The sequence below is a fragment of the Edaphobacter sp. HDX4 genome (assembly GCF_036877565.1).
Lineage (GTDB): Bacteria > Acidobacteriota > Terriglobia > Terriglobales > Acidobacteriaceae > Edaphobacter.
This window is the reverse complement of record NZ_JAEDXW010000001.1, coordinates 68195-87336: the sequence shown is the minus strand read 5'-3', so window position 1 is coordinate 87336 and position 19142 is coordinate 68195. Positions and strand designations below refer to the sequence as shown.

The 19142-nt window shown below is 55.3% G+C and carries 9 protein-coding genes; 6 read left to right on the top strand and 3 right to left on the bottom strand.

Translation table 11 applies throughout. The annotated features are described in order from the left end of the window. Positions 1-37 precede the first annotated feature (37 nt). Together JAO29_RS00325 and JAO29_RS00320 are read left to right on the top strand one after the other, a co-directional pair. Complete coding sequence (locus JAO29_RS00325) at positions 38-2164, top strand: outer membrane protein assembly factor BamB family protein (RefSeq protein WP_334266175.1); 2127 nt, start codon at positions 38-40, stop codon at positions 2162-2164. A 398-nt stretch (positions 2165-2562) separates the two neighbouring features. Next, positions 2563-4023 (top strand): metallophosphoesterase, encoded by a 1461-nt coding sequence (locus JAO29_RS00320; protein ID WP_334266174.1) that lies wholly within the window; start codon positions 2563-2565, stop codon positions 4021-4023. A 271-nt stretch (positions 4024-4294) separates the two neighbouring features. Here the strand turns inward: JAO29_RS00320 and JAO29_RS00315 are convergent, their stop codons facing one another. Together JAO29_RS00315 and JAO29_RS00310 are read right to left on the bottom strand one after the other, a co-directional pair. Continuing rightward, on the bottom strand, positions 4295-5674 hold the full coding sequence (locus JAO29_RS00315; RefSeq protein WP_334266173.1) for a hypothetical protein: 1380 nt from the start codon (positions 5672-5674) through the stop codon (positions 4295-4297). 117 nt (positions 5675-5791) lie between these two features. Continuing rightward, positions 5792-9034: a TonB-dependent receptor gene (locus tag JAO29_RS00310; RefSeq protein WP_334266172.1), complete on the bottom strand. Its 3243-nt coding sequence runs from the start codon at positions 9032-9034 to the stop codon at positions 5792-5794. A gap of 280 nt (positions 9035-9314) precedes the next feature. Between JAO29_RS00310 and JAO29_RS00305 the strand changes: the two genes are divergently transcribed. From JAO29_RS00305 to JAO29_RS00290, 4 genes are all read left to right on the top strand, one after another. Continuing rightward, positions 9315-11681 carry an LpqB family beta-propeller domain-containing protein gene (locus tag JAO29_RS00305; protein WP_334266171.1) on the top strand — a complete coding sequence of 789 codons (2367 nt, stop codon included), beginning with the start codon at positions 9315-9317 and terminating at the stop codon, positions 11679-11681. 337 nt (positions 11682-12018) lie between these two features. After that, positions 12019-12159, top strand: coding sequence for a hypothetical protein (locus JAO29_RS00300; RefSeq protein WP_334266170.1), 141 nt, complete (start codon positions 12019-12021; stop codon positions 12157-12159). A 1162-nt stretch (positions 12160-13321) separates the two neighbouring features. After that, on the top strand, positions 13322-16675 hold the full coding sequence (locus tag JAO29_RS00295; RefSeq protein ID WP_334266169.1) for a TonB-dependent receptor: 3354 nt from the start codon (positions 13322-13324) through the stop codon (positions 16673-16675). Between the two features lie 60 nt (positions 16676-16735). Next, positions 16736-18826, top strand: coding sequence for a GWxTD domain-containing protein (locus JAO29_RS00290; RefSeq protein ID WP_334266168.1), 2091 nt, complete (start codon positions 16736-16738; stop codon positions 18824-18826). A gap of 126 nt (positions 18827-18952) precedes the next feature. Here JAO29_RS00290 and JAO29_RS00285 read toward each other — a convergent pair whose 3' ends face one another. Beyond that, entirely contained in the window at positions 18953-19132 is a 180-nt protein-coding gene (locus JAO29_RS00285) for a hypothetical protein (protein WP_334266167.1), read from the bottom strand. Positions 19133-19142: the final 10 nt, after the last annotated feature.

The following is a 19142-nucleotide window of genomic DNA, read 5'->3' as shown; positions in this document are numbered from 1 at the left end:
GATTGAGATTGGAATGGGGAGATTTGGGGCAGCTTTAGTGACAGTTCTAGGGCTGAGCCTGTGTCTCGGGCACTACGGAATAGCCCAGCAGGCCGGGAAGCGTCAGGTCGATAAAGATTGGCCGGTCTATGGGGGTAGCAACGAGCAAGACCACTATTCGACTCTTTCGCAGATCAATCGTGGCAACGTGAAGCAGCTTACGACCGCGTGGACTTACGATACGGGTGAGACCGGCTGGCTCGAAGTGAATCCCATTATTGTCGGTCGTGTCCTGTACGCGTGTACGCCAACGCATCACGTGATTGCTCTCGACGCAGCGACGGGAAAGCTACTTTGGAAGTTCGATTCCGGACTCACAGGTATCGCACGATCGCGAGGAGTCTCTTTCTGGTCGGATGGCAATGACAGCCGTATCTTCGCGGGTTTCCGCAGCTTTCTCTACGCAATTGATGCGAAGAATGGTAAGCCAATCCTGAGCTTCGGGGAGAACGGTAAGGTCGATCTTCGGAAGGGCCTTCGCGGAGAAGACTACCTCTCGCAATCGGTCCAACTCACGAGTCCCGGAGCGATTTATAAGGATCTCATCATCGTCGGAGGCCAGAACCCTGAGACGTACCCGTCGCCTCCTGGCGATATACGAGCCTTCGATGTGCACACCGGCACCGTTCGCTGGACCTTTCATACGATCCCCCATCCCGGGGAGTTCGGCTATGAGAGTTGGCCAGCGGATGCCTGGAAGAAAGCGGGCGCGGCAAACAACTGGGCCGGGATGGCAGTCGATACAAAACGCGGAATCGTCTATGTACCCACGGGTTCGGCTGTCTTCGATTTCTATGGAAAGAACCGGATTGGCAACGACCTCTTCGCGGATACCTTACTTGCTCTTGATGCTTCTACGGGAAAGCGCCTATGGCATTTCCAGGGAGTGCACCATGACTTGTGGGATCGCGATTTTCCGGCTCCTCCGGCCTTATTGACTGTTCGCCGCAATGGGAAGTCGGTCGACGCGATCGCGCAAACCACGAAGTCTGGTTTCGTATTCCTGTTCGACAGGGACACGGGTGCTCCGCTTTTCCCTATTCACGAAAGCAGCTATCCGTCGAGTACGGTGCCAGGAGAAGTGACTTCACCAACTCAGCCCTTACCGTTGCTTCCGGCTCCATTCACTCATCAAGAGGTGACCGAGGCGACTCTGACTGAGCGTACTCCTGAAGCCCACGCGTGGGCGTTAAAACAGTTCCGGAGTTTCCTGCCCGGTGGGCAATTTACGCCTCCCAGCGTTGACCAGCTAACTATAGATATGCCCGGCTTTGCAGGGGGAGGGGAGTGGGGCGGCCCGGCGGTGGACCGGGCAAACGGTGTGCTCTATGTCAACGCAAATGATACGGCCTGGCTGGTTGGATTGACTGTTCCGACGCCCCCAGGAAGCGCGGGTGAGCGCATCTACCAGAGCCAATGCAGTGTGTGCCATGGGATCGATCGTGCTGGAAGTCCTCCTTCGGTGCCGGCTCTCCAGGGGATTGAAGGTCTCCTCACGGAGGAAGAACTTTCCGCCACTATCCGTCAAGGTAAAGGCAGAATGCCGCCGTTCAACAGCCTGGACGATAAGGAAGTTGTCGAGCTTGTCCATTACTTGACGCGGGCGCCACAACAACAAAGACGGAACCCCGCGGGCCATGAACCGGCAAGAGCTGAAGCCAGCCACAATCCCACTCCCGTAGCGGATGATGACATGCCGTACAAGACAATCGGATTTCGCCGCTTTCTTGATCCGGATGATTATCCGGCGACCTCCACGCCCTGGGGAACACTGAGCGCGATAGATATGAACAGCGGCAAATATCTTTGGAAGATTCCGTTTGGAGAGTATCCAGAGCTTCTCGCGAAGGGGATGACGAAGACCGGTTCTGATAACTATGGTGGGCCGATCGTGACAGCCGGGGGGCTTGTCTTCATAGGAGCAACGGTCTTCGATCAGAAATTCCATGCTTACGACAGCCACACCGGAGAGCTGTTGTGGGAGACGACGCTGCCTTTCTCCGGGCTGGCTACACCGGCAACCTACATGATCGATGGCCGCCAATACATCGTGATCGCAGCAGGGGGCGGCCAGACCAGCAAGAAGCCTTTGGGTGGCCTGTACATTGCATTTGCTCTGCGATGAACGGGAGGAACAAAGATTTTCCGGAAGAAGGGTTTGCTTGAAATGACAGATGACGCACTGTGAATTTGAATCGCAGTGGAGACCACCCTCAGGGAAGGGCTTTCCATTCCCGCCTGCCCGGAAGGAATGAACTTACTAAAGGCATTTGCTGACGCCCCATCCCACATCATTTGTGTTCATCCGGGGCAGACAGAGTGGGTCAGCCGGAATCAGCTGCGCCGCCCACGCTCTGCCCAGCCTCTCCAGACCCAGTGGCTACTTGATGCTGATGTGAAATGCTCATTCACGATTTTTTGCCTACTAATGTTCTATCAACGTTACCCATTTCTAATAAGTGAGATTTCCGTGGTGACCGTCTCCGACAGACCCTCGCCGCAAAATACCTGAAGAGGATAGAGATGAGGATAGTTGTGCGGAATATTTTGATGGTGCTGGGATTTCTGGGGTCGATTGCGGCTCCGTTATGGGCTGCTAAAGGAAACAACACACCGTCTGCATTGATGATCAGCGATACACACTTCAATCCATTTCACGATCCGGCGAAGGTGAAGCAGTTGGAGGCTGCTCCGGCGAGCGGATGGGAGGCCATTTTCGCGAGCGCCGATTCTCCGACCCAGAGCCAAGATTTCGAGGCATTGCGGACGGCATGCAAGCTGCGCGGCATTGACACGCCATACTCGCTATTTTCTTCGGCAATACGCGCGATCCATCGCGACGCCGCAGGAGCAAGTTTTATCACGATCAGCGGCGACCTGTTGGCACATCGCTTCGATTGCATGTTCGCGAAGACGCTGCCGGGGGCTACGCCCGAACAGTACACCGTGTTTACGGCGAAGACCATCGAGTATGAAGTGCTGCAGTTCAAACATTCCATTCCTGGCGCGACCTTCTATCTCGCGCTGGGGAATAACGATTCATCCTGTGGCGATTACCGTCTGGATCCAGGCATGGAGTGGTTCAAGATACTGTCACACGTAGCCGCGGATGGTGTAGGCCCTACCTGGACCAAGGCTGCAACAGAGAGCTTCGGACAAGGCGGATACTACAGTGTGAAGATGGCCCCGCCGATGAAAAAGACACGCATAATCGTAGTCGACGATACATTCCTGGCCGGTGGCTATAAGTCGTGCAAAGGTGACAAAAATCCGGAGCCCGGCGAAAACCAGATGGCCTGGCTGCAGACTCAACTCGATGATGCGCGAGTGCACCATGAGCGGGTATGGGTGATGGGACATATTCCACCGGGCGTCGCTCCCTACGCGACCTTTCAACAGCAGAAAAAGAACATGAATCTATGTACTGCCGAAGGCAAACCGGCAATGCATATGCCGACGGATCTGCTGGGCGACACGATCGCGAGAAATGCCGATGTTGTGAAGCTGGGGATCTTCGGACACACTCACGTGGATGAATTGAGGCTGCTGACCGGCGCGGCAGGAGATGTGCCGTTGAAGAATGTGCCGTCCATTACGTCTATCGGCGGGAACTATCCATCGTTTACCATTGCGAAGCTGGATCCGCAGACTGCCGAGCTTGAGGACTTTACGGTGATCAGCTCACCCGATCCAGAGGGCTCAAGCTGGGCAAAGGAGTACACCTTTTCAGAGTGGTCTGGAGACACGGGATTTACCCCGGCGACTCTGCGGAAGATGATTGCAAACCTGGAGGCCGATTCAAGTGGCACAACGCAGTTTAGCCAGGATTACATCCTCGACTGGTCTGCAGGTGCACAGCGGCAGCAATTACAGGCGATCTGGCCTGGATATGTATGCGGGATGAATCATTCGCATGCTGAGGATTACAAATCATGCGTGTGCCGCAGTCCATTGGGCAATCGTCTGGGTGGAGGTTCCCAATGAGACCCCCGTCTCTCTTACCTAATGTTCTGCTGGAGCTCTCAGCTCTATGGAATGGCTTCAGGCGGGGCAGTTACTCACGCTAAGCTGTGTTGCAACGAAGAGAGAACTTTCGCTTCTTCAACTTCTTCATTGATTCTTCTCGACTAGAGCTTGCCAGACAAAACCATGCCATCGCCATAGAGGACCAATCGGTACTCCCTGACGATGGCATGGATGCTTCTCACACTCAAATCGAATTTTCATGAACTGGACTGCAGGATCGCAATTAGCATCAGCGGCCAGTCCATACGGGCGCGAGCCAGGCGATTGGTTTTTCGGGAGAACCACCTGGAGCATCGCCTCCACCCGCGTTCCACACGCGGATGTAGAAGTACTTGCTCGTAGAGTCTGTGACGGTGGGAGACCAGTTTACGGTGTAGTCAGGCGTATCAGGGACAAAGGTCTTGAGGACTTCTCCATGGTCCTTCACGATCTCGATTTTAGTGATCTTGTCCTTGGGCTGGTTCGTGTCAGGATCGCTGATTCGGATATCGAACTTGAAGTTGTCTGGCCGCGCGAGCGTTGAGCCCATGATGGCACCGTTCACCGTATAGCGGCACTGAATGTTGTTATCGAGCGATGCATAGGTCCGACGATGTTTCATCGCGTCGAGAATGGCAACCTTGGTTCGGCTGGTGGCAAGGACAAACGTACGGGAGGTATTGCGTGCAATTCCCGTGGTGTTGTGGTTGTCGTTCCCGTCGACAGGAGAGACCTTCCACCCTTTGTCGAGAGCTGCGATAAAGGCAGGTTCATGAATTTTGTTATTGGAATTAATCACCTCGAGCATCGTGATGATTTCGGTAATCTGGGGATCGCGATATGCCCAGTTATTGTACTGGTCGGCGCTGGGGTGGTTAAAACTGGCGACTACAGGGCCGGCGCCATTGGATTTCGCTGTCTTAAGCCATTTGTAAAGATAAGGAAGATCGACTCCGGGATCGAGGGCATTGAGGTACCCTGCGCTGTTGAAGACATTGATATGTCCGACGCCATTAGGTCCATTGTTCTCTGAGTGCTCATAACCGGCGATCGCGACGAACTCTGAGGTGGTTGCTTCGGCGGCCTGCCGCTTGGCTTTCATCCATGTGGCGTTCGTCGGGCTCGCAGGCTGGAAGCCAGCGTCCTGGGAGTGATCGGTGACGGCATAGAAATCATAGCCATTTTCCTTCGCCAACGCATAGTGGACGGAGGGTGGCCCCTGATACTGCTTCCAGTCAGGCCTTAGCTGGTTGTATGGTCCGGGATACTGAGCTGATCCGATAATAATCATCGAAGGGCATTTACCACTGGCTGCCTGATGGTCCTCCGGCGCCCAACTCTGGACATCAGGGTCGTTGTGGTCAGGACCGTAGAGAGGCACTCCCTTGCACCCGCTCTTGGCCCACTGCTCCCCATGTGACCAGGTGAAACTTGTGTGTGCGTGCGTGCTTCCCCTGTAGATGTGATATTCAGGCGCGGTTGCGTTGGAATGTTGGCTGGCTTTCGTGGCAGTCGCGCTTGCGTGCTTGGTTTGCTGACCTGCCCATGCATAAGCTGCGGCACCGGCGAAGGCGGGTATGAGGGCTGTCATGGTGAGAGTCCGAAGAATTAAGGCAGGAGTACGTGACATCAGATTGTCCTTTCGAGGGCCGGTGGTTTGGAATTCCTTCGGCGGTTGACAGAGCACAGGAGGTGCGGTGCGGGAGAAGCAGAGATTCATTTCTGGTTCTCCCGCGAAACCGTGCAGCTAAAACTCCAACTTCAAAGCAAGCTGTACGATTCTTGGGGCGCCCGCACCCGTGATCTTGCCGAACTGTGAACTGCTGAGGGTTCCATTCGGGTTGTTCAGGTTCACATTGTTGAACGCGTTGAAGACTTCTCCACGGAAGAGCAGATCACTGTTTTCGTAGATTGCGAATCGCTTGAATGCAGAGATATCCGTGTTGACCTCGCCGGGACCAATCAGCGGATTACGTGGCGAGTTGCCGTAAGGCGTACCCGCAGCGGGAGCTGCAAAGGCCGCGGTGTTGAAGTACTCCGCGATTTTTTTCGCCCGGCTGCGTCCGCCGCCAAGGTTTGGATCGCCAACCCGGTCCGGTCGGTCCGTTGCAATACCGTCCAGATTGCTATCTACGCCCGAAGTAACATTGAATGGAGATCCGCTAGAGAGCGTTGTGATGCCGTTGATCTGCCATCCGTTGAAGATTTCTTTGCCGAGCAGACCCCAGCGATGAACTCCCGGCAAGGCATAGAGGTAAGAGACGACGAAGCGTTGTGGAACCTCGATTGAGGAAAGACCCCAGTCACAGGAAACACAGTTCTGGTTGGAGAGTTGAAACGCAGTCGTGCTGGTTGGATCGCCAGAGGTGTTGTCATACGCTCTCTCCCACACGTAGCTTCCATTCAGAGAAAATCCGTGGGTGAAGCGGTGAGTGAGGGTCGCCTGGAAGGAGTCGAATGCGGAGCTGCTTGAAGTATCCCAGAGACTGATTCCGGCATACGGCTGAATTGGGCGACGTGCATTGAGGCCAGCCGAGCTGGTGGAGGCACCAGGTGCGTAGACGGGGGAGTTCTCATCGCGGAGTAGGTAGAAATGATGCCCCATACTACCGACATACGCGACGTGCGCACTCCAGTTGTTTCCGAGCTGCTGCTCGAGCGTAAGGTTATATTGCTGGAGGTACGGGATAGCACTGTTGTTGGGGGCCATGCCGGCCATCGTGGCGCCGGGAATAAAGGTTGGATTCTTCAGGTCGACCTTATAAGGGAATGGGTCGGCGGCGGGAGCATAGGGCGTATTGAGATTAGGAGTCTTATTGATGGTAATGACAAGCGAAAAGGGCTGCTGCTGGAGGTTGCCGACGATGTCCTCCTGGGTGGCCGAAAAGAAGATGCCATAGCCTCCCCGCAGTGACGTTCTACCGTTGCCGAACACGTCATAGGCGAAACCGACGCGCGGAGCGAACTTGGTGTAGGAGGTATGAAGAATGCCGTCTGGAACGCCAGGATCGCCCGATACAAGTACACCCAGCGGAGCGTTGGGGAAACGTGTGGACTGGACTCCCTGCTGGAACGTAGTAAGGTTGTTCTGCCCGGCGAAGGGATAATAGACCTCCCAACGAAGTCCGAGGTTTAGGGTAAGGCGAGGCTTAATATGCCAATCGTCCTGGATGAAGAGTGAAGGGTCCGGGGAATGGAGGCGGGAAGAGGTTCCATTATTCTGCTGAAAGGTGTTCGCGTGGCCTTCAAGAAAATCGGCAAGAGCATTGCCCGTAGTACTACCAGTGAAGCCTAGCTTGCCGGCAACCAGAAACTGGCCATCCGACCGCGAGACGTCCATGATGTAGGAGCCGCCAAACTTCAGCGTGTGATTGCCCTTCGTATAGTTTAGGGTATCCAAAATGCCGTAGGATCCCTGCGAGTTATTTGATTGGCCGCTTCCTGCGGTTCCCATGATCCAATATCCGGTGATATTGATAAACGGCTGAGCGTTGTAGGGTGCATTTTGCCCGATGGAGCTTCCGAAGTCCGCCCAGGTATTGCCGGAGACGGAGTTTCCGATGATCGACTTGTTCAGAGTGTTGAAGATGCGCAAGCTGTTGACGGCTCTCGGCGAGACGATCCACGTATCCCCAAGCACATAGTTATATTGGCCGCTATAGGTCGTATCCCCGCCAAAAGCGAGAATGCCATTCCCCTGGGCGGTGAGATTGTAGCCTGTACCTTGCGAGTTGAAGTAGGTGAACTGGAGTTTGTGCGCCTGATTCAACTGGTAGTCGAGCCGAGCCGAGCCTTCATCTCGTTTGGTAGGACTTCCCATCATTTGCTGGGCTGGCGCTCCGGGCGTAGCGGACGTCGCTGGTGCACCGACTGGAACAACGGCCAGCATCTTCTGTACGACCGGATCCAACGCCGTGGAGCAGATAACGTAGCGATTGCCGCACGTGGTGATGTTCTTCAGGGATGCCTTGATCTGGGCTGAGTCGGCTGAAAAGTCGCCCTGTCGTTCCGCTTCAGTTGGGACCACCAGTGAGGAAGAGGTGACCATTGTCGGAGAACTGATCCTGGTACCCTCATACGTTGTATAGAAGAATGCCTTATTGCGAAGCACCGGTCCGCCGATTGCACCACCGAAGACGTTGTAGACGAGCGGGGATACGCCGGAAGTAAAGTAGTTATGCGCGTTGAGAACCGTGTTCCTTAGATAGTCATACGCAACACCGTGGAACTGGTTGGTGCCGGAACGGGTGATGACGTTGACTACGCCGCCAGGATACCGTCCGAACTCCGCATCGAAGTTGGTCGTGATCAGACGGAACTCCTGGAGCGCATCGGGATTGGGCATCAGGTTGCCGCCGCCACGGGCAAACACATTATCGTAGGCGCCATCGAGATAGTAGGAGTTAAGGTTGGATCGAAGGCCGTTTACGCTGAATTGAGTACCGGTGTTGTCACCGATCGTCGCGCCGGGCGAGTAATTGGTAACGCCCGTAACGGTTTGCACCAGGTCGTACGCGCTGCGACCAACCAACGGCAGATCCTGAATGCGGCGCTGATCGATTGTCTCTCCCAACTGCGATTCGCGCGTGTCGACGAGCGTTGTACCAGCATCTACGGTAACCTCCGTAGCGAGGGATCCTGCATGCAATGTGAAGCTGGCGTTAATGTTCTGATTGGCCGAGAGGCGAAGGTCTTGCTGGGTTACGCGGTCGAAGCCCGTCACCGAGGCCGATACACTGTAGTTGCCGGGATCAACTACGGGGAAGACAAACGCGCCGGAGTCATTGCTCTTCGTGGATAACGTTCGGCCGGTGTCGATATTTCTGACTGTGACATCCGCGCCAGGGATAATCGCTCCCGTATTGTCGCTAATGGTGCCGTAGATAGAGCCGGTCACGGTCTGTCCGTATGCCGGCGGCATAATCGCGACAGCGACGACCCAAATGGCCATCACTGCCAGCCAATTCCTAAAGGTGCGTACGATTCTCACTGAACTTTCTCCATTTGAAAAAGAGCACTGTGCCGCTCCGTGCACTTTCAGCCACGAAGCATCATTGAAGAGCGCACCCGACAACTCGGGACACTCTGAGTTACAAAGCTGTGAATACCCTGAAGGGCGCGGCTTCGCCCTCGTTGACGTGGTATTCATACTTTGGGGATTAGAATTTTTGGGTATCGTTGTTCGTGCATTCCTTTGAACCGATAACCAACAATCGCAGGATCACACAAGAACTATCCAGATGTCCTAAAGCCCAACTCAAATCGCAATTTTGAGAATCAAAAATCGGGGTATTTCGCTGTATTTTGACCCGATCGCAACAATCATGATCTTTCGTTTCGACTACTACACTCTTAATTCGGAAACTCGGACTCTCAGTTACCACGACACAGTCGTCACCTTGACCCCAAAGGTGTTTCAGACTTTGCTTGTCCTGCTTGAGAACCATAACCGGGTGATGAGCAAAGCGGAATTGTTCGAGCATCTCTGGCCCGATCAAGCCGTAGAAGAAGCGAATCTGACGCAAAACATCTCAATCCTGCGGAAGACCCTTGAAGAAACGACAAACGGAAAGAGATATATTGCTACCTTTCACGGACGAGGTTATCGATTTGTAGAACCGGTGGCAGTCGAAAGCGGTCCATACCACCACGTCATCGACAAGAACCCAGTTGAACAAGACTCACCTCGAAGTCCGGATGCGACGGAAGGCGAACCAGCATTGGGCTCGTACCAGAACACCGCAAAGAACCAAACAGAGAACCGAACCGAAATAGCCGTTATTCAACGCAACAATAGATACCGCCGATTCTTGCTGATCGCGATGAGCGTTTTCCTTAATGTGGCTGCTATTCTCCTCCTCTATCTGAGAGGTCATGATCACCTCCGGCGGGCCGCTGCTCAGCCGCTTGAACTTACCACGCTCACCAGAATGGAAGGAACTCAATACCAGCCGTCCTGGTCACAGGAAGGAAAGAAGCTGGCATTTGTTGATGTTCCTCCAAATCAGGGAGATTCGACTATTTATATACAGGCAGGGGAGGAGGCGAGGCCACGCCAATTGATCTCCGGAAAGGGCATCATCAGCAGTCCAGTGTGGTCGCCTGACGAACGGTCCCTGGCATTTATTCGAACGACACAGGATACGGTTGGAATTTTCGTCTTCTCGCTGCAGGATCAGACCACACGCAAGTTGGCCACTCTATTTCCGCATCGGTACGGACTGGACTACCGCTGTCTCGATTGGTCTCCCGACGGCAACTTCCTGGTAGTGAATGACAAACTTAATGAGAGCGATCCTTTTAGCCTGTATCTGGTTTATGTCAGCGATGGGAAAAAACTTCGCTTGACCTTTCCAAATATGGACATCATTGGAGACGTCGCGCCGCGTTTTTCGCCAGACGGAACACGAGTCGCATTCATCCGAGTGAAATATCAGTTTCAGGATGGCGTATTCGTATTGCCAGTTTCAGGCGGAGAGGCTCGACAATTGACGGATCAATCTCATTTGCTCAGTGACGTGGACTGGCAGACCAATGATGATCTGGTATTTAGCGGAAGGCTCGACAATGAATTTCGTTTCTGGCGTCGCGACCTCCGAATTCCGAACGCCCCTGCGACGCTGGCCTCTACCTTCGGAACAGACTTACCTACCCAATTCTCGATATTCCGGAGATCAGGCCAAATTGCTTTTTCAGCTTATGGCCCAGATCTAAATATCTGGTCGCTTGACCTGACCAAAGAACCTTCAGCGCCGACTGCCTGGACTTCGATCATAAGTACTCCCGGCCAGGATCTCGAACCGTCGCTCTCTCCTGACGGTTCAAGGATGGCATACCGCTCCGATCATGCCGGACAAATTCAGCTTTGGGTAAGCAATCGCGATGGCACAGGAACATCTCTTATTGATACGGGAGGAATGAGCCCCTCCGTTTACTGTTGGGAGCGTGATAGTCGAGGACTCATCTTCTCGCCGCAGTTTGAGCACGGGTTGTTTGAGGTTTCTCTCTCATCCACCAGCAAATTGCGACGCATTACCGATCTTCCGTTGACCCATCCTGCATGCTCAATTGACGGAAAGTCCGTGTTTGCCATTGATAGGAATTTTGTCTACCGAATATCCATTCTTGGCGGCATCGCAGAGAAGATCACTGACGATGGGGGCGCACCAATCGTTCAGACTGCAGACGGAAGATACCTCTACTTTGCTCATGGCCGAATGGACTCGATCATCTCTCGCCTTGAACTCCTGACCGGAAAGCAGACTGTCATCGTGAACTCGCTTGCCCAAGGCTACTCGGAATCATGGGCTCTCACCGCGAAGGGCATTCTCTTCCTCAATATGGGTTCTGATGGGCCGGTAGTAAGGCTCCACGACTCTGTTACGGGAAAAGAGACAACTGTAGCTAAATTCAACGGACGTCTGCCACCCGTCGGCATGTCGCAGTTCTCGATCTCACCTGATGAACGATCTCTCTTCGTTGTCCGGGCAGATCCCGTGTTTTCAAATATTCAATCTGTGTATCTGGCTCCCATCGCGAAACATCTGGGTAGCGCTAAATTGCCGATCCCGGTGGCACAACCAATGCACGCCCATCGTACGGTCGAAAACGTCCCAAGTAGTCCTAAGCCACTCTAAGTCGATTAGGCCACAACGTTGATGGTCTCGATGATATCCGCTGATTCTAGCTCGACGGCAAGATCCGTGAGGACTCTCACGCATCTCAAATACGACATAGATTATGAATTCGAATGCTCTAAGTGCCCTGAGACGTATTTTTTGCGATTTTCCAGTGGCATTTCTGCCAGGTGTGCGGATCTGGACTGAAACAACTTAGCGCATAGCGATCCACCGGTTCGAAGGGCTCGGCACCGATTTCGAACTTTTACAGGCTCCAGGACGACCAGACTCGAACTAGCGATCCTTCTGGAAGCGTAAGACGCGTGACTGGAGGATGGACGAGCAGCAAATCGAGATGGCAATCCAAGGTCTCGAAACCGCGAACGTCGGGATTGAACTCTGGACGCTGAGAACTTACCTCGTTCGCCTCATCCTTGACGCGATGAAAGAGCACGCGAAGGTGACGCATGGCTTGGATGAGAGAGATAACAGCTAGCGGACGGAATCGGGAAAAATCAAAGATAGCAAGTCGCCTTAGAATTCGAGGCAAGAGCGAAGATCCTAAGTCTTTGATTTTAGAAATGGTCGGCCCTAGTAGACGACTTTCGAACTTTCGAGGGTTCGCCAGTAGATTCTGAGAGCCTTCGTTATGCCATCAGGAATCCGAATTATGATTCTTCCCTGTCATCGGAGTTCTCGCCAATTCATCTGTCACCAAGGGGTCATCACCTCGATCACCGACCCTCCCGTATCAGCTGATTGTTTTCGGCTCTACAGGCAAGTGGCCCAACAATTAAGACTTTGGACAGACCGTCCTCGGTCTCGGGACAGCGGGAAAGAGAGGGCAGATACTTGTGCTCTCCGATCCACCTCCGAAGACCGCCTTCATTGGGACCTTGGTCGTACTTGTCAGATATAAAGGCAATGTTGGCGAGCGTCCTGGTGCTCCAGACGGAGTTGGGGCAATGAGCCCTGCCGATCTCCACCCCAAGCTGTAGTCGCTTTCGGGTGGGGCGTGCCCCTCATAGGTCCGACCCTCAACAATCCTTCACCTGCTCCACATATTCCATGATTGCGGATGACGTAACCCCTCCATGCACCAGTTTTGGCGGACAACTAGCCTTCGAGTTTTCTGCGCAGAAGATCGTCAGCGGGAAGCTAACAGCAACCATCGTCGATATTCGTCGGGATTTTGAGTGGGACTGAGATCAGGCTCCTACTCTCCCGTACCTCCCGGCGGGTTTGACACCATTGAGGCCACGAACATCGATGGGAGTCCGATATTCCCGAACCTCATGTGGCGGCACCTTATTCCGAGTCTTCCATCGAACTCGAGCTCTTCACAGGAACGCTTTCAAATGAAACAAGACACCCGAAAAATCGTCCTAAATAAACTTTTGACAATGAGGCGCATTATAAGGTAAACCCCAAATCGAATGTTGATTTATCCCGAAAAAAAGGCAGCTCATCCCAGTTCCCATAGATTTCATCCCCAGGTTGTGTCAAATCCGACATGATTCTCTTTGTAATCTTTCAGTTGCAGAAGTCACTATTTCCCGCACTTTTGGCATGATGATTGCAAGCTACCTAAGAAAATTCGGGCTGCCCACCGAGCGGCCGGCATCCGCAGCATTGTGGGCATAAAGCAGGGGGGAAGCATGAAATGTTTTTTCAGCTACCTGTCACAGCTTTTTGTGTTGCTCCTGGTCTCCTTTTCCATCTTCGCACAACAGCAGGGTTCGATTACCGGTGGTCTGAACGGTGAGATCACCGATTCGACCGGAGCCGTTCTGCCTGGTGCAACCGTCACTCTCATCGGTCCGCAGGGAACCACGGCCCTCGTCACTGATAACCTCGGTCGCTTTAGAGCCACCAATCTTACGCCCGGCTTCTATGACGTAACTATAGAGAAGCAGGGCTTTATAAAAGTTCAGTCCAAGCACAACGAGGTCGTGGTCAATTCCAACTCAACGCTGAACATCACGATGCCGACCGGAAGCGTCTCCGATTCCGTCGAAGTCACCAGCGCAGCCGTGGCGATCGACACCCAGAGCACAGCCATCACCAGCAACCTGACCGACACCTTCTACAACAGCGTCCCCATGCCGCGAAACGTCTCCGCCATCTTCTATGCCGCTCCCGGAGTAGCAGCCAGCCAGGTAGCAGGTAGTCCCATGCAAAACGGGCCAGGCGCGGCGAATCCTTCGATCGGAGGATCCTCGGGGCTTGAGAATCTGTATGTCGTCGATGGCGTGACCATCACAGACCAGGCCTTCGGCAGCATCGGCACATATAACCGTAATCATGGCTCACTTGGAACTGGGATAAATCTTGCCTTCATCAAAGAGGTCGACGTAAAAACGACTGCCTTTGAGCCGCAGTACGGTAAAGCCACCGGAGGCATCGTCCAGATCGTCACTAAATCCGGGAGCAATCAGTTTCACGGCGCCGTGGGAGCTTACTTTGGACCGGGAATGTTTTATGCCCCCCGAAATCAGTTTTACCAGTTTGGATTCCAGCAGATCACCCCGCCCTCCACGCTCTCCAGCCCTCAATACGACGCGGTAGCCGAGTTGGGAGGCTATATCCCTCATTTCAAGGACAAACTGTTCTTCTTCGGAGCCTTCAATCCCGCGCTCAGGCAGGACATCCTGCTGGGCAATCCGAATGCTCCCCCGCCGACCGTGGCCCTAGGAGACCTCACGTACAGCACGACCACGCTGAGCTGGGCTGGCAAGATCACGTACCGCATCAGCCCTTCAACCACATTTGAGGCGTCCGCTTTCGGAGATCCCTCGCGTCATAACGCCCAGCCGCTCGCAGTAACACAGAATGCGCTCTCATCCTACTTCCCGCACACCACGGCCAGCTCATGGCAGTTCGGATCCCGCAACGCAGTCGCCCGTCTTACTCACTCGATAACACCCTCATGGCTGGTAGACGCCTCTTACGCCTATAACTACAACCACTTCGATGAACAGCCGGCGACGGCCGACTATAACATCACCGACACGAGCCCCAATTCTCTTACCACTTCGCTTCCTGCCGTCGCCTCCGGGCTCGGAAACTATGAGCCATCGAAGAATAATACTTACAGCATTGCCGCCAATACCTCCAAGACCTTCGGATTCTTCGGCCAGCACACCTTCTCCGCAGGCTATTCCTACGATCACACCAACTTCCACGACGAGCCTTCGCGGTCCGGCCCGCTATACCCAATTCCAAATCAGAACGTAGCCGGTCAGACGTTGTCTGCACTCTTTCCTCAAATTCCCGCCCGCGCGATTGGCGCTCTGACGAATGCACTGTTCCAGATTTCGGCGGCCAACACCAATTCAGCGCTTACCACAACCGATCGCACCTGCACGCAATGCCCCATCAATAAGTATGGCCAGAAGATCTACGCCTCCAACACTCGCGGAACGTACCAGGGTCTGGTGGTGGACGCGACGGGCCGTTATCACACTGCCTACGGCAACGATGTCTACCAGATCAACCGTTACGTCACCATCAACGCCGGTGTTCGCTGGGAACAGGAGAGGGTTGCAGGTACCCTGCTTGCTTACACCTTCACGGGCAGTTGGTCGCCACGCATCGGCATCAACATCGACCCGATGGGAGACCACAGAAGCAAGCTGTTCTTCAACTTTGGCCGCAACTACTGGGCCATGCCTCTCGACGCAGCCATCCGTCAGCTCGGCAACGAGCAGGACGACACCAGCTATGTCTTCGCACCCGTCATCAATGCGGATGGCTCCTACACCATCATCCCGGACGCCGCACACAACCTGAACGGGCTTCCACGTTCCACCAGCGCCTCCGGAGTCGTCTCCAGGTTCGGTGGTCCAAACTTCTCCTCCTCCACTGGCGAGGGAATTATCCCCGGAACCAAGGGCGAGTATGAAGACGAGTATGTTATCGGAGCTGAGCGCGAGCTGACCCGATCGATCGTCTTCAAGGCTCGCTATACCGACCGTCGCCTTCCCAGAATTATCGAGGACATTACGGCGTATTCGCCGGAAGGATCGATGATAACTCCAAACAATGCCGGAGGCATCGCCAATGTTACCAAGAGCACTGACATTGCTGAGAACGAGAAGGAACTCCCCTATACCCAGGCCCAGTTTCTCGCCGCGAACCCGTCAGGCAATCCCAGCACCTCCAGCTACAAGCCGCCAGTACCAGGATGCACAGCATCCAGCGACACTTTCTTCGCAGTTGGTGGCCCGTTCCTCAATGGTCTCAATCAACCCGTAGGCGGAGCCTGCTTCCTCAATCCCAACACGATGGATGCGGCCCCAGGCGACGGAATTCCGGACGGATTCGTCAATCCCGTCCGCCGCTACAACGCCGTCGAGTTCGAAGTCGACAAGCGCTTCAGTAATCACTGGCTTGCTGTCGTGAACTTCCGTTGGGGCAACCTCTGGGGCAATTTCGAAGGCGCATACCGCAACGATAACGGACAGTCCGACCCTGGAATCAGCTCGCTGTTCGACTTCACAGAGGGTAAGCTGGGCCTCCTCGGCGACCAGTTCACCCCGGGCTTTCTCAGCACCGACCGTCGTACCGTCGGGAATATCTTCCTGAGCTACAACATTGGCACTGACACTCCGTTCTTCCACAAAGCCCACGGTCTCACCTTCGGAACCGGCCTGCGCGGCCAGTCCGGAGTGCCACTCAGCCGTCTCGGCGATCACCCCATCTATCTCAGTCAGGGGGAGATCCCTATCGGAGGCCGTGGCAACTTCGGACGCACCCCGTCGACGACACAGCTCGATCTGCACCTCGACTATCCAGTTCCCCTCGGTTCGAGATTTGAGAAGTACCGCCTGAAGGTAGCCATGGATATGTTCAACGTTACTAACAGCCAGTTCCAGACGGGAAGGATCCAGTATCTCCAGACGCGAGCTGCGGGTGTGGGTCTTGCGCCACCTCTCAACCTGGATTACAACCGGCCGTCCTCCTTCCAGACACCGTTCTACGCTCGCGGCTCTGTCAGGTTTGAGTTCTAACCAGGCACAGTCTTAAATTCACGGGAGAGGGTGCATCCTCTCCCGTTTCTCTGTAGGAGTATGCCTCCATTGTCCCGCCGTCTCTCAAAACGAGTCTTGCTGCTCCCGCTCCTGTTCCTCCTCACGTCGCTCTCGCTGCACGCGGTCGACCCCGTAAAAACTCTCTCCCCGCGCTATCGCCACTGGATCGAAGAAGAGGTTCCCTACATCATCCAGAACGAGGAGCGCAAAGAGTTCCTCTCTCTCAAATCCGACACCGAGCGCGAAAACTTCATCATCGCCTTCTGGCAGCTCCGGAACCCCGACCCCCGCTCCGAGATCAACGAGTACAAGGAAGAGCACTACCGCCGCCTCGCCTACGCCAACGCCACCTTCGGCAACATCAAGGCGCAGGACGGCTGGCGCACCGACATGGGCCGCATCTACATCACTCTCGGCGCGCCCGAGCAGCGAGCCAATTACCCTGCCGCCCGCAACCTCCGGCCCATCAGCATCTGGTTCTATCAGTCCAAGACCCCCGCGCTGCCCACGCACTTCTACATCGTCTTCTACAAGCGCAGCATCGGCGAGGACTTCGCCCTCTACTCTCCCTACCAGGACGGCCCCGTGCGCCTCGTCACCGGTCTCGAAGGCAAGAACGACCAGAAGAACAGTCTCGACATCATCAAGCGTTCCCTTGGCAACGAAGTAGCCCGCACCACTATCTCCCTCATCCCCGGCGAGCCCGTCGACCTCAACGACTACACACCCAGCCTGCAATCCGACGTTCTCCTCAGCACCATCAAGGGCCTGCCCGATAACGACGTCGAAAAGGAACGCCTCGCCCAGCGCCGCGCCGCCCGCGAAAGCATCACCACCAGTGTCTTCCTCGGAGCCAACACCGCCGCCGCCCAGACCGCCATCTTCCGCGATTCCACCGGCCGCATGACCGCCCACGCGCTCGTCTCCTACAATCGCCCCGAGCCCTCCATCATCGGAGCCCTGCCCGGCAAAAAGCCCGGCTACTCCCTCACCCTCCAGACATCCGTCCTCACCCCCGACGGCAAGGAAGCCATCTACCAGCAGAACGACAAGCTCACCGCCACCGTGGGCGACCTCGAAGCCACTGACCTCCGCCAGAAGCGCTTCGGAGCCGAGACCCGAATCCCGCTCGCTCCCGGCCAGTACCAGATTGTCTACACGCTCACCAACGACCTCACCCATTCCGCCGTGCGCCAGCGCATTAGCGTCAAGGTTCCTGATCCGGCCCGGACCAACTGGGCCGTGAGCAGCATTCTCGTCTTCTCCTCCAAACCCCCAATACGCGACACTGAAGCGAAGCTTCCCTTCAGCATCTCTGGTCTCCGTTTCAGTCCTCAGGGAGTTCAGCAGGCCTTGCTCCACGCCGGAGAGCCTCTCCGCCTCGTCTTCCAACTCTGGTCAGGGCCAGCCTCACCTTCATCTCGTGAAGGTCAGAAGATCAAGCTCCACTACGTCCTCGGCTCTGTGCAGTCAGGAACAGAGCCGCACCAAGAAGATGAGGAAATCGACGCCGGTAGCTTCGATGAGTCCGGCACACTGCTCGCCGGACACACCCTTCCCACCGAGAACCTCGCTCCCGGAAACTACCGCGTCGTCATCACCGCCACCGACGAGACCACGCAGCAGAAGGCCTACGGCACCCTGACCCTCCGCATCATCAACGAAGCGGCACCAACAGAGCTCTGGACGGCCTATGACGCCAGCGAAGGCAGCGGCCGCGGCCTCGCCATTGACGATTACAAGCGAGCTCTCACCGCCATCATGTCCGGCCAGAACGACCGCGCCATCTCTTGGCTCCAGCGTTCCATCGCAGACGATCCGACCTACGTGCCCTCGCTCGACCGCCTCGTGATCGTGCTCTCGGAGAGCAGCCGTTACAAAGAGGTCGCCGATCTCACCAGTGCGCATCCCATTCCCCACGAGGTCAGCCCGCAAACGGCCATCCTCATCTCGCAGGCTCGCGCACAGACCGGCGATTTCAAAGGTGCAACGAGCCTCCTTGAGCAGCAGCTCCAGATCCAGCCGCCCACCGCCGACCTCTACCTCGCGCTCGCAAGCATCTACGAGAAGCAAGGCAACGTCTCCAGGGCCGAGGACTATAAGCAACGAGCTGCAAAACTCACAAACTGACCACAGATAAAAAACGGGGAGCCGAAGCCCTCCGCCGTCCCATACGAATCAAGCGCCTGCTGTCTCAGGACATTAGTGACTGCCCTAAGTTTCCGCTACTTTCCTGTCAGATTCGAAGGCTTTGTTTCAATCCACGCACCCGTGGGCGAACGACGGGCTGGCGAGCCACTGAAAGGGCTTCAGGTCACCGGAGATCGTCTGCCAGATCGTTGCGATGTTGCGCGAGGACCAGAGCCAGTCTGCCGGTAGGGTGAATGCCGAACGAACGCGCTTCGAGTCACGGCTGGCCGCGATCCGCAATCGCATGGACGCGGCC